Annotated in this window: 11 protein-coding genes and 1 tRNA gene; 10 read left to right on the top strand and 2 right to left on the bottom strand. The window is 62.2% G+C overall.

What is annotated here, in order from left to right; all coding sequences use genetic code 11:
- The first annotated feature begins 94 nt into the window (after positions 1-94).
- Positions 95-171, top strand: a tRNA-Met gene (locus tag QD408_RS22870).
- A 124-nt stretch (positions 172-295) separates the two neighbouring features.
- On the opposite strand, the gene QD408_RS22865 is transcribed toward QD408_RS22870, so the two are convergent.
- Positions 296-1,330 (bottom strand): LacI family DNA-binding transcriptional regulator, encoded by a 1,035-nt coding sequence (locus QD408_RS22865; protein WP_414140874.1) that lies wholly within the window; start codon positions 1,328-1,330, stop codon positions 296-298.
- Between the two features lie 159 nt (positions 1,331-1,489).
- On the opposite strand from QD408_RS22865, the gene QD408_RS22860 reads away from it, so the two are divergent.
- From QD408_RS22860 to QD408_RS22820, 9 genes are all read left to right on the top strand, one after another.
- A complete protein-coding gene (locus tag QD408_RS22860; protein WP_088684878.1) occupies positions 1,490-2,464 on the top strand; it encodes a sugar ABC transporter substrate-binding protein in 975 nt (324 codons plus the stop codon).
- 104 nt (positions 2,465-2,568) lie between these two features.
- Positions 2,569-3,615 carry an ABC transporter permease gene (locus QD408_RS22855; RefSeq protein WP_414140873.1) on the top strand — a complete coding sequence of 349 codons (1,047 nt, stop codon included), beginning with the start codon at positions 2,569-2,571 and terminating at the stop codon, positions 3,613-3,615.
- Between the two features lie 10 nt (positions 3,616-3,625).
- Positions 3,626-4,624, top strand: a complete 999-nt coding sequence (locus tag QD408_RS22850) for an ABC transporter permease (RefSeq protein WP_414140872.1) — start codon at positions 3,626-3,628, stop codon at positions 4,622-4,624.
- Between the two features lie 8 nt (positions 4,625-4,632).
- Entirely contained in the window at positions 4,633-5,454 is an 822-nt protein-coding gene (locus tag QD408_RS22845) for an ATP-binding cassette domain-containing protein (protein WP_088684875.1), read from the top strand.
- Between the two features lie 106 nt (positions 5,455-5,560).
- The gene (locus QD408_RS22840; protein WP_414140871.1) at positions 5,561-6,466 is read left to right on the top strand and encodes a sugar phosphate isomerase/epimerase family protein; all 906 of its coding nucleotides are present in this window, start codon (positions 5,561-5,563) and stop codon (positions 6,464-6,466) included.
- Positions 6,463-7,488: a Gfo/Idh/MocA family oxidoreductase gene (locus tag QD408_RS22835; protein ID WP_414140870.1), complete on the top strand. Its 1,026-nt coding sequence runs from the start codon at positions 6,463-6,465 to the stop codon at positions 7,486-7,488. The genes QD408_RS22840 and QD408_RS22835 overlap by 4 nt, the downstream gene beginning before the upstream one ends.
- Before the next feature lie 31 nt (positions 7,489-7,519).
- The gene (locus QD408_RS22830; RefSeq protein ID WP_414140869.1) at positions 7,520-8,692 is read left to right on the top strand and encodes a Gfo/Idh/MocA family protein; all 1,173 of its coding nucleotides are present in this window, start codon (positions 7,520-7,522) and stop codon (positions 8,690-8,692) included.
- Positions 8,693-8,770: 78 nt separating this feature from the next.
- Complete coding sequence (locus tag QD408_RS22825) at positions 8,771-9,712, top strand: sugar phosphate isomerase/epimerase family protein (RefSeq protein WP_414140868.1); 942 nt, start codon at positions 8,771-8,773, stop codon at positions 9,710-9,712.
- Positions 9,713-9,894: 182 nt separating this feature from the next.
- Positions 9,895-10,380, top strand: a complete 486-nt coding sequence (locus QD408_RS22820) for a L,D-transpeptidase family protein (protein ID WP_414140867.1) — start codon at positions 9,895-9,897, stop codon at positions 10,378-10,380.
- Positions 10,381-10,394: 14 nt separating this feature from the next.
- Here QD408_RS22820 and QD408_RS22815 read toward each other — a convergent pair whose 3' ends face one another.
- Positions 10,395-12,707: a membrane-bound PQQ-dependent dehydrogenase, glucose/quinate/shikimate family gene (locus QD408_RS22815; protein ID WP_414140866.1), complete on the bottom strand. Its 2,313-nt coding sequence runs from the start codon at positions 12,705-12,707 to the stop codon at positions 10,395-10,397.
- Positions 12,708-12,789: the final 82 nt, after the last annotated feature.

Here is a 12,789-nt window from a genome sequence, read left to right as displayed (position 1 = left end):
GCCTAAGATCGATCCACTGGATCGATCTCTAACGGCCTCACCTCGTCAGGCTACGCCTGACAGCGCTCCCGGGCAGCACGTCCGGTATAAATATCGCGGGGTGGAGCAGCCCGGTAGCTCGTCAGGCTCATAACCTGAAGGCCGCAGGTTCAAATCCTGCCCCCGCAACCAAGCAAATAGCCCGCCATCAAGGCGGGCTTTTTGCGTTTCTAGGACCTGTCGTCCGGTGATCGGGGCCAACAATCCCTCAAGGACTGCTATCGGCCTGGGCGTGAAAGCCTTTTCCGCCGGGATCTCACATATTCTCGGGCGTGACGATTTCGAAGGCGATGGTGCGCTGGATGGTGCTGCCGGATGCGCCTTGCGTGATCGTCTCGATCATTGTCTGGACGAGAACCGCGGACGTCTGTTCCAGCGGATGACAGAGGGCTGCGGTTATCATTCCCTCCGAGAGGCCCTTTCGCGTTTCCGGGCCGATGTCCCGGCAGACGAGGCGGATGCTTCGGCGCCGCTCCGGCGGAACTTCCCTGAGTGCCCGCAAGACGCCTGAGATGCCGCCGCCTACGATCAGGATGCCGGTGAGGTCGTCCGTCGTCGCCAGCAATTCCTTGACCATCCTATAGGCTTCGTTCGGCTCCTCATGCGTGGGGCGGCTGTCCTCGATGGTCAGATGCGGCGCGTGTTCGCGCACGTAGGAGCGGAAGCTCGCATCGGAGACATCCTGACATTGGTAGCGGTGATTGCCGATGAAAACGGCTATGCGTCCGGGCCCGTGGGTCATCTGCGAGATGAGCCAAGCCGCCGTTCGTCCCATTTTCCAATTGTCGGCTCCGACGTAAGCCGCTCTCTCCCGTGCGGACTGGTCGGTGATATAGGCAATGACAGGCTTGCCCTTCTCGTGCAGCTCGCGGATGGCCTGGGCGATGACGGGGTGATCGGCGGCGATCACGGCGACGGCGTCACAGTTGGCACCAAGGGCTTTGAGCCGGCCGGCAATATTCTCAGGCGTCAGCAGATCCACGAAGTCGATCACGGGGTCGACGACTTCGTCGCGCCGCGTCCGGCATGCCTCGACGATCTTCCTGCCGAAGAGCTGGTAAAGCTCACGGCTCGATTGCTGCAGCAGGAAGCCGAGCCGGTATTTCGGCACCGATTTGCGCAGCCGGTCCTCGATTGCGCCGGCGCCGTAAAAGCCGATCCGCTCCGCGGCCGCCTGGACACGCTGCACCGTCGTGCCTTTGACGGAGGCGCTTCCGGCGAGAATTCTGTTCACGGTCGCGATGGAGACGTCTGCCTCTTTGGCAAGATCGGTGATGGTTGGCCGCCGCATGATTGCTCCCCTCATCGTCAAAACCATAATGTCATTATGATTGATACACTATGATACTTTATGCATGTTTAGTATGATTTCATATTTCGAGAATTTCAAGCAGTGATATGTTTCTCTCACGGTCACGCCAGGGAGGCGGACCAAGGGAGGAAGACTGAGATGACTGAATTTCGCCGTCTCGCGGCAACCGTATCGGCTGCCGCCATCATCACCTGCGTCGCATCGGCCGTCATGGCCGCCAACATTTTCGTCGTAGGCGGAAAACCGGACGATCCGTTCTGGTCGATCGTAAAACGCGGCGCCGAGGATGCCGGCAAGGTCGTGGAGGCGCAGGGCGGCAAGGTCGTCTGGCTCGGTCCTCAGAACTACGACAATCTCGGGGTCGATGCGGCTGAGCTGATCCGTCAGGCCATCGATCAGGGCGCGGATGCGATCGTCGGTCCGGATTGGGTGCCGGAGGCCATGGACCCGGCGTTCAAAGCAGTCGTCGACAAGAAAATTCCATTGGTCATCTATAACGCCGGCGGCATCGAAGCTGCCGATCGCCTCGGTGCGATGAACTATGTCGGCTCCAACGATTATCTCTCGGGCAAGGCCGCGGGCACCTATTTCGCCAAGCACGACTTGAAGAACGCCGTCTGCCTGAACACGCTGCCTGGCGCGGCCAACATCGAAGCTTTCTGCAAGGGCATGATCGAAGGTGTCACGGAAGGCGGCGGCGCCGGCTCGTCTCTGCCATTGCCGGCAACCTCCTTCGGTTCGGCGACCGCCGTCGCCCAGGCGCTGAAAGCGCATCTTCTGCAGCATCCCGAGATCAATGCGGTGTTTGCGATCGGCAATGTCGACACGAATTCCGCGGTCAACGGCGTGACGCAGGCCGGCAAGCAGGGGCAGGTGAAAGTCTGCGGCATGAACATGGATGAAACCATCCTGAACAACATCAAGGGCGGCACCCAGCTCTGCGCCGTCGACCAGCAGGGATATCTGCAGGGCTATCTCGCAGTCTCGATCCTCAACGGCAAAGTCAATTACGGGCTTACCGTACCGACCCGCGAAATCCTCACCGGTCCCGGCGTCATCGACGCTTCGAACGTAGACGCCACGTTGGCGGGTGTGAAGGCCGGCGCCCGCTGAGGCTCGGCTGAGCGTCGTGAAGCCGCCTGTCCCTCACACGGGCGGCTTCACGTCTTCCAAAAGCGCCGACCGCTACCGGTCAACGGCTTCATTGGTGGTATCAAATGAACACGAGAAACAGTGTCCTTGCCTCCTCCGCTCCTTCAGGCGGCCAAAATATCAAAGCGACCATCGGTCAGCTTTCCCGCCGTCCCGAAGCGGGCGCGCTGTTGGGGCTGGTTGCGGTGTTCGTCTTCTTTGGCCTGGTCGGCGGCACGGTCTTCCTGTCTTCGGCGGGTTATGCGAGCTGGCTGAACGTCGCCGCCGAGATCGGCATCGTCGCGCTTCCGATCGGGCTCTTAATGATCGCGGGTGAAATGGATCTCTCGATCGGCGCAGTCATTCCGGCGGCATCGCTGACGGTGGCGATCATATCGGGCCATTACGGCCTTCCCGAGATTATCGGCATTTCCGCCGGCCTGGGCGTCGGGCTCATCGTCGGCTTCTTCAACGGTTATCTCGTCAACCGCACCCGTGTGCCTTCTCTGATCATCACGATCGGTTCGATGTTCGGCGTCATGGGGCTGACGCTGGGCTTCACCGTGCTGATCGCCGGCAGCACCGGCGTGTCGCTCGTGCCGAGCCCGAGCGTCAAAGCGCTGCTCGGCGATTTCGTCGGCGGCATGTTTCAGGTAACGATCTTCTGGTGGGTCTTGTTCGTGGCGGCGTTCTTCTGGCTGCTGCACATCTCGCCCGTGGGCAACTGGATCTTCGCTCTCGGCGGCGACAAGGTTTCGGCCCGCAACGCCGGCATTCCGACGGAAAGATTGACCATCGCGCTTTACATGCTGTCCGGCTTTTCCGCCGCTTTCGTCGGCGTCAGCCAGGTGCTCGTCTATCAAAGTGCGCAGGTGCTCGGCGGGCAATCCTTCATCTTCAATTCGATCATGTGCGTGGTCATCGGCGGCGTTCTCCTGACCGGGGGCGCCGGATCGGTGGTCGGCATCGTCTTCGGTACGCTGACTTTCGCGATCGTCAACCAAGGCATCTATTTCACCGGCATCGACCCCAATCTCGGCAGCGTCATCATCGGAGCGCTCCTGCTGCTCGCCGTGATGATGAACGACAAGTTCCGGCTGATGGCGATGTCTTATGCGGCGAAGAAGAAGTGAGGGCGGGGAGATGAGCGGCTTTTCCATGGGACATTTTGTGCGCCGTCCCGAATTCGGCGCCGTGTTGAGCTTCGTGGCGGTGATTGCTTTCTATGTCGCCTTCGGCGGCGTGAGCCTCGGTGCGCTTTTCGGCGCGGCAAGCTGGATCAATTTCGCGGCCAATCTCGGCATCGTCGCCTTACCCGTCGGCCTCCTGATGATATCAGGCGAGCTCGACATCTCGATCGGCGCGATGATCCCGGCAGGCTCGATGTCGATCGCGATCCTCTCGGGCTATTACGAGTTGCCGATCATCGTCGGCATGCTGGGCGCGCTTGCCATCGGCGTTCTCGTGGGGCTGGTCAACGGCTTGCTGGCTGTGCGCACGAGCGTGCCCTCGCTGATCATCACGCTCGGTACGCTGGTCGCGGTGCAGGGCCTTGTTCTCGCGGGATCGGTCATTCTGACCGGAGCCGCTTCGGTTCCGCTCAATGCGCCGGCCTGGGCGAAGACGGTGTTCGGCGACCTCATCCAGGGCAAATTCCAGGTCATCATCCTGTGGTGGCTCGTGCTGACCGTGGTTTTCGGTTTCGTGCTGCACGCAACCCGCTACGGCAACTGGATCTTCGCGATGGGAGGAGACGAGGTGAGCGCCCGCAATGCCGGCATCCCGACGGATCGGCTGAGGATCGCTCTCTTCGTTCTGTCGAGCACGGCCGCTTCTTTCGTCGGAATGTGCGGCGCCATCCTCTTCAATTCCGCGCAGGTCTCGGGCGGCATGAACTACATCTTCAATACGATCGTCTCGATCGTGGTGGGCGGCGTGCTGCTCACGGGCGGCTTCGGTTCCGTCGCCGGGATCTTTCTCGGGGCGCTGACCTTCGCCGTCGTCAACCAGGGCATCTACTTCACCGATATCGACCGCAACTGGTCCAACCTGATCATCGGCGTGATGCTGATGGCCGCCGTCCTGATGAACGACACGTTCCGGCAGATGGCGCTGAGCTTCGTGTCGAAGAAAAACAAGTGAGCGTTACCATGTCTGACAATATTGCGATCCTTGAACTTCAAAACGTCGACAAGAGCTTCGGTCCGATCGACGTGCTGCACGACATCTCGCTCAAGGTCCGGGCGGGCGAAGTGCTCTGCCTACTCGGCGACAACGGCGCCGGCAAGTCGACACTGATCAAGACGCTTGCCGGGGTCCACAAACCGACGCGCGGCACCATCCTGATGGACGGTGCGCCGGTCGAATTCAGCGGACCGCGCGAGGCACAGGAAAAGGGCATCTCGACGGTGCATCAGTTCGGCGGCACATTTCCGCTGATGTCGATCGGTCGCTCCTTCTTCGTCGGCGTCGAGCCGACGAAGGGCTGGGGGCCGTTCAAGGTCTATGACCGCAGGAAGGCCAACGAGATTGCGGTCAAGGCCGTGCAGGATTTCGGCATCACCCGGATCGATGATGGCGATCGTCTCGTCGGCGGGCTTTCGGGCGGCGAACGCCAGTCGCTGGCGATTGCGCGGGCCGTGCATTTCGGGGCGCGTGTGCTGATCCTCGACGAACCCACGGCCGCGCTCGGCGTCAAGCAGGCGGCACACGTGCTGCGGATCGTCAACGAGGCGAAGCGGCGGGGCCTGGCGGTAATCTTCATCACCCATCAGGTCATGCATGCGATGGCGGTCGGCGATCATTTCGCAGTGCTCATCCGTGGGGCCATCGCCGCCGATTTCCGCAGGGGCGAGAAGAGCCGCGAGGAAATTACCGACCTGATGGCCGGCGGCGAAACCATGGCCGGCCTCGAAGCGCAGATAGACACCTACATGGCCAGCCACGAAGGGCAGCCGCCGCCGGCACCCTAACGGCTGACGGCACCACACAAGAGACAGCGCAAGCGCACAGCTTCCGGCGGGCCAGAAAGACGGCGGCCGGAGAAGGGAAAATCATGTCCGCAATCTGGAGATCAAAATGAAGATCGCACTCGACCCGTTCATGCATCGGCATCTCTCGCTCGAGGAGCTGCCCGGAAAGGTGAAGGAACTCGGCTACGACTGGATCGAGCTATCCCCACGCGGCGATTTCCTCGAATGGTTCAAGGCGCCGCGCGTCTTTCCCGAGCGGATCAAAACATTGAAGCGCTCGCTGAAGGAGGCGGATGTCGGGATCGCCTCGCTGCTGCCGATGTACCGCTGGGCCTCCAACGATGAGACCGAGCGCAAGGCGGCGGTGAAGCACTGGAAGCGGGCGATCGAAATCGCGGTCGAGCTGGAAGTCGACACGATGAATTCGGAGTTCGGCCGCGGCCCGCATCCGGACAAGGGATCTTGCTATTGCTGCCATACCGGCTCGATGATCGAGGCCTGCGAGGACGCCTGGTGGCGCTCGATGGAAGAGCTGGTGCCGGTCTTCGAGCGCGAGGGCATTCAGCTCAATGTCGAACCGCACCCGGAGGACTGGTGCGAGACGCTGCAGCCGGCGCTCGACATCATCCGCACGGTCAATTCGAAGAGCGTCAAGTTCCTCTATTGCGCCCCGCACACCTTCTATTTCGGCGACGACACCAAGGCGATGCTGCGCGAGGCGAAGGACGTGCTGGCGCATGTCCATGTCGGCGATACGTTCAATCACAAGGCCTCGTCCGGCCTTCGTTATATCCTCAATCCGCCCGGCACCAATGCCCGAGTGCACCAGCACCTGAATATCGGCCAGGGCGAGGTTCCGTGGGACGAGTTCTTCGGCACGCTCGCCGAAATCGGCTTCGACGGCATCATGACAGCCTGCGTTTTCGCCTGGGAAGACAAGGCCGACCAGAGCGGTACCTTCATGCGCTCGGAAATGCAGCGCTACATCGACAAGCACTGGGGGGCAAAATGACCCTTCGGGTTGGTATCATCGGCACGGGTATGATCGGGCAGGATCATATCCGCCGCCTCACGAAAGTGGTTTCCGGCGTCGAGATCGTCGGTGTGACCGATATCGACCAGGCGCGGGCGGCCGCTGCCGCCCCGGCGGGGGCGGAGGTGTTCGCCACCCCTGCGGCCCTGATCTCTTCGGAAAAAGTGCAGGCCGTGGTCATCTGCTCCTGGGGGCCGGCGCATGAGGAGCAGTTGCTCGCCTGCATCGCCGCTGGCAAGCCGGTCTTCTGCGAAAAGCCGCTGGTGACATCCGAGACGGCGGCGCTCCGTGTGATGGAGGCCGAAGCGGCTTTCGGCCGGCGGCTGGTGCAGGTGGGCTTCATGCGCCGCTTCGATGCCGATTATCGCCGCCTCAAGGCGGTGATCGACGGAGGCAAACTTGGCGCGCCGCTGATGCTCCATTCCGTGCATCGCAACGCATCGGTTCCTGAAGGGCTGTACACCTCCGAGATGCCGCTGAACGACACGCTGGTGCATGATGCGGATATTTCCCGCTGGCTTCTGTCCGACGAAGTTACCGGAGTAGAGGTGCGCGTGCCGCGCCGTTCCTCGCGCGGCGGCGCGTTGCGCGACCCGGTCTTCGTTCTCCTGCACATGGCCTCGGGCGCGCTCGTCGACGTCGAGATCTCGGTGAACATCGCCTATGGCTACGATATCCGCGGCGAGATCAGCTGCGAAGCGGGCGTTGCGGCACTCCCGAACCGTCCGGCAACCCTGATTTCGGATGCGCACGGCATTCGTCAGGCAATCCCCGAGGACTGGCGGGAGCGCTTCATCGATGCCTACGACCAGGAATTCCGCGAATGGATCGTCGCTGCCTCCGGCGGCACGGCCAGCGGTCCTTCCACCTGGGACGGATATGCGGCGACGCTCGTGGCAGATGCGGCCCTGCGCGCTGTCGACAGCGGCGGTCTCGAGCCGGTTCAAATGATACCGAAACCCAACCTTTACGGACCTCCGGCCGCCATGGCGGCGGAATGATGCGGCAGGCTATTTCAGGAGCGATGATCAGATGATCAACGGAGAAAGAACGATTTCACGCCCACTGCGCTGGGGTATGGTCGGTGGCGGGCGCACCGGTCAGGTGGGCTACAAGCATCGCACCGGGGCGCTGCGCGACGGCACCTATCGGCTGGTCTGCGGAGCCTTCGACCTCGACGCCGAGCGCGGACGCGATTTCGGCACGAAGCTCGGCGTTGTCGCCGACAGATGTTATGCCGACTACAAGGAACTGATCGCCGGGGAGGCAGGGCGCGAGGACGGCATCGAGGTCGTCTCGATCGCCACGCCGAACTTCACCCATTACGAGATCACCAAGGCATGCCTCGAAGCCGGCCTGCATGTGATCTGCGAAAAGCCGCTATTCTTCACCGTCGCCGAATGCGATGAGGTTGCCAAACTGGCCGAGGAGAAGGGCCTGATCGTCGGCGTCACCTACGGCTTTACCGGCCATCCGCTGGTTCATCAGATGGCGGCGATGGTCAAGAAGGGGATGCTCGGCGATATAAGAATCATCGACATGCAGTATACCCACGGCTTCAACGCGGGCGACGATGTCGGCGCCGGCGAAGCGGTGAAATGGCGTACCAATCCAAAGACGGCGGGCCCGACCTTCGTTCTCGGCGATATCGGCACGCATCTCTACTACCTCTCGGAAGTGGTGCTGCCGCATCTGAAGATCGAAAAGCTGCTCTGCGACCGCAAGGCCTTCATTCCGACCCGCGCGCCGCTCGAAGACCATGCGACGGTTCTCATGCATTACGACAACGGCGCCCGTGGCCGTCTCTGGGTGTCATCGGTCAATGCCGGCAACATGGGTTCGCAGCGCTATCGCTTCGTCGGCTCCAAGGCCTCCATCGAATGGTCCGACTCCCATCCCGACCAGTTGATCTACGAAGTGCAGGGCGAGCCGAACCGCACCCTGCATCACGGCATGCCTTATCTCGAAGAGGAAAGCCTCGCGGTTGACCGCATGGGCGCGCTGCATACCGAGGGCCTCGGCGACAGCTGGGCGAACATCTACCTCTGGATCGCCCAGGCGATCGACGCCAAACGCCGTGGCGATGAGGCCTTCCTCAAGAACCATCACTATCCCGGCATCGAAGCCGGCACCGAAGGCGTGCGCTGGCTGGAGAACTGCGTGCGCTCGGCCGATGCGGGTTCCGCCTGGGTCGACTTCAAATGATTACCCCGGGGGCGCGCCGGCTCTCCTCAATCCTCCACCCCGACGCGTCCCCACCCTCTCTTTCAGGAAGACAATGACATGAAACTTTCGATCTGCACCGATGTGATGGGCGATCTTTCCTTCACCGACATGCTCGACAAATGCGTCAAACTCGGCGTCGAGGGCATCGAGATGACCGGCGGCGGCTGGTCGCGCGCACCGCATTTCCGCGCCGACGAACTCCTGGCCGACAAGGCGCTTCTGAGAACGAAGCTCAAGGAAATCGAGGCCCGCGGCCTCGAAATCGCGGCGCTGAACTGCTCGGCGAATCCTCTCGACCCGGGTGCCATGGGCAAGCGGCACCTGAAAGAGATGAAGGACACCATTCGTCTTGCCGGCGAGATCGGCATCAAAACCATCGTGACAATGTCCGGTCTTCCGGAAGCGGCGCCCGGCGATACGGTTCCGAACTGGCTCGTCTATACCAAGAGTTGGCCGGAGGAGATGCCGGAACGCGACCGCTATCAATGGGAGGACCGAGCCTTCCCGCTTTGGCACGATCTGGTGAAGCTCGCGAGAGAGGTCGGTGTGGAGAAATACGCGCTTGAAAACTTCTCCGCGATGCTGGTGTGGAACCCCGAGACGCTGTTCCGCCTGCGCAACGAAGTCGGGCCGACGGTGGGGATGAACCTCGATCCCTCGCATCTCATGTGGATGGGCGCCGATCCGATCGCTTCGGCACGTGCGCTCGGCGGTGCGATCCACCATTGCCACGGCAAGGACACCCGCATCGAGCGCGGCCTCGCTGATGTGAACGGCCTGCTGGAGTTGAAGGAGGTCACGGACGTCGCCAACCGCAGCTGGAACTACGTCGCCGTCGGCGCCGGGCATGACCTGCAATGGTGGAAGGAGTTCTTCTCCGTGGTGCGCATGGCCGGCTACAACGGCTGGGTCAGCCTGGAGATGGAAGACTTCACCATGTCGACCGAGGCAGGGGTCCAATCCTCGATCGACGCGCTCCAGGCGACCATCAGCCGGTGAATTTCGATCCGGGCCGCGTGAGCGGCCCGATCACGATCGCAATCGTAGTTAGACGGCATTTCGCGGCCTCAATGAAGACATCTTGTCTTGCTCGCGTTGCGTGCGCAATTTGCGCCGGCGATGGCGACGAGGGAGTGTCGATGAAGTTGAGGCGGTTGATATTTATCGTCGGAGCAGGAGCGATGGCGATCGGAGGAATAACCATTCTCGGGAGCGGCGCTGAACCGCCGCTGCCTGCGGATGCGAAGGCCGATTCCGTTCTCATCGACAAGACGGACCATTCCATGACCCTGTTCAGCGGCGGGCAGGCGCTGCGAACTTACGCGGTTTCCCTCGGGCGTGGCGGCCCGGAGGCGAAGACGCGGGAGGGGGACAACAGGACGCCGGAGGGCAATTACCGGATCGACGGGCGCAACCCGCGCAGCGCCTTCCACCTCTCGCTCCATATCAGCTATCCCGATGCCCAGGACATTGCCGCCGCCGCGGCGCGGGGTGAGAAAGCCGGCAGTGACATCATGATCCACGGCATCCGCAACGGCCTCGGCTGGCTCGGGACCTTTCATCGCTGGGTGGACTGGACGGCCGGCTGTGTTGCCGTCACCGATGCGGAGATGGAAGAGGTCTGGCGGGTGGTGCCGGATGGCACGCCGGTCGAGATCCGGGGCTAGAGATGCAGCTGATCTCAATTTTTGAGAGAGAAGGCGAGCACGTAATCGCCGGCATCCTTTGAATACGGAGCTCCGCCGACCGAAATGACGACATATTGCTTGCCTGTTTTCGGCGAGACATAAGTCATCGGAGTCGCGCTCGAGCCGACGGGCAGGGGATATTTCCAGAGTTCGGCGCCGTTTTCGGCATCATAGGCGCGGATGTAATAGTCCTGGAATCCGGCGAAGAAGACGAGGCCGCCGGCGGTCGCGGACGTGCCGGCATAACTCGGCAGCCCCATCGGCATGGGCAGATGGGTCTTGATCTTGAACGGTCCGAGTTCCTCGGCCGTTCCGGCCGGAACCTGCCATGCGATCTTGCGGGTGTTCAGATCGACTGATGTGACGGTGCCGAACGGCGGTTGCGTGCAGGGGACGCGGAGCCTCGATGTCCACATCTCGGTGTTCATGCCGTAGGGCGTGCCCCGCTGCGGGGCGGAGGGACCGTGCGCCGTCGTCGTCAGGGCAAAATCGACATATTCACTGCGCGGAACGAGCGCGAAGATGCTGGGCACGCGGATATCGTTCAGGAAAACCCGGTTGTTGGGCAGGTCGACGGAGACGCTTCCCCAATTGAGACCGCCGAGATTTCCCGGTTGCTGGATGGCGCTCTGCGTGCCGATCGGGGTGAAATCGCCGTCATAGCGCATCCTTCGAAAGGCGATGCGGCAGGCCAGTTGATCGAACATCGTCAGGCCCCAGGCCGTCTGCTCGGTCACGCGTTCCGCGCCGATCGTCGGCATGCCGACGGAGTAGGGCTGGGTCGGAGACAATTTCTCTTCCGGCGCGCCTCCTTGCTGCGGCACCGGCTTTTCCTGAACCTCGGCAAGCGGGGCGCCGGTCTGGCGGTTGAGCAGGAAAAGCTGCCCGCGTTTGGTGGTCTGTAGAAGCGCAGGCACGGTGCCGCCGTTGCCATCGGTCAGGTCGATCAGTGCGGGTTGGGCCGGCAGGTCGTAATCCCAGATGTCGTGATGCACGGTCTGGAATTTCCATCTCTCCCGGCCCGTCGTCACATCGAGCGCGACCAATGTCGCGTTATATTGATCAGCGAAGGCAGGACGATCGACGCCGTAATAATCCGGCGTGGTATTGCCGAGCGGCGCGTAGATGAGGCCGAGCTTGTCGTCGAAGGCGGCTGTCGTCCACATGTTCGGCGTCGCCCGCGTATAGGTCTGGCCTTCCGGCGGAAGCTTGGTGGTCTCGGGATTGCCGAGATCCCACGCCCATTCGAGCTCGCCGGTGACGACGTTGAAGGCGCGGATCACGCCCGACGGTTCGCCGATCTCCTGGTTGTCGGTGATCCAGCCGCCGATGACGATCAGGTTACGGGCGATCAGCGGCGCCGATGTCTGGAAGTAATAGCCTGTCTTGACCTCGCCCATGCCCTGGGAAAGCTGCACCGTGCCATTGTCTCCGAAGTCCTTGCAAAGCGCGCCGGTCTTGCTGTCGATCTCCAGGAGGCGGGCATCGATCGTCGTTTGCACCAGGCGCTCGTTGCAAAGGCCGTCGGCTGACTGGGCATCGGCCGGCATCTTGTAATAGCCGAGGCCGCGGCAGCGCTGCCAGTAGGGCGCCGACGCCTTGGGATCGAAGGTCCAGCGGGGCTTGCCGCTATCCGCATCGAGGGCTGCGATCACGTTGGTCGGCGTGCAGGTATAGACCGTATCGCCGATCTGCAGCGGCGTGTTCTGATCGGCGCCATCGCTCTTTCCGGTGCGATAGGTCCAGGCGAGATCCAGCGTGGAAACATTGGTACGGTTGATCTGGTCAAAGGGGGAATAACGGTCTCCCGCCGTGGTGCGGCCGTAGGATGTCCAGTCGGCCGGGGAGTTGTCGCCCTTGGCGGTCTTATAGGCGGGGATATCGGCCGGAGGGCGGATGATGCCGTGCGGGGTGAAAGCCAGGCTGAAGCCCCCGACGAACAGGATCGCCGCGATGAAAGCGCCGCCATGGAAAAGCTTCCGATCGGCGGCCGGGCAGAGCGACGGCGCAAAGAAAAGCGCAAAGCCCGCCAGCGCCAGAGGCGACATCAGCCGCGCGAAGAGCGCCCAGAAATTGACGCCCGACTCCCACAGTGCCCATGGAACGGTGAAAATCGCGGCAAGCAGGACGATGAGGCCGCCCCATCCTCTCCGGCGCCAAAGCAGAAATGCGGCGATGAGATAGGCAAGGCCTGTGATTGCGTAATAGGGCGAGCCGCCGAGGCTGAGCAGCCAGGCGCCGGCTCCCGTCAGCCCCAGTCCGGTAAGGGCGAGAACGATACAGAAAAGCAAGGCCAGAAATTTCATGGGGCTCCTCATCCAATCTGATGCCCGATCGTCTCGATCTCATCCCGACCATCATCTTCGGGAGAGGCCGCGCTCGTTCAAT

Origin of the sequence: Rhizobium sp. BR 249 (assembly GCF_047445895.1) — a bacterium.
Lineage (GTDB): Bacteria > Pseudomonadota > Alphaproteobacteria > Rhizobiales > Rhizobiaceae > Rhizobium.
Note: the sequence above shows the minus strand (reverse complement) of the source record. Positions and strands in the feature narration are given on the sequence as shown.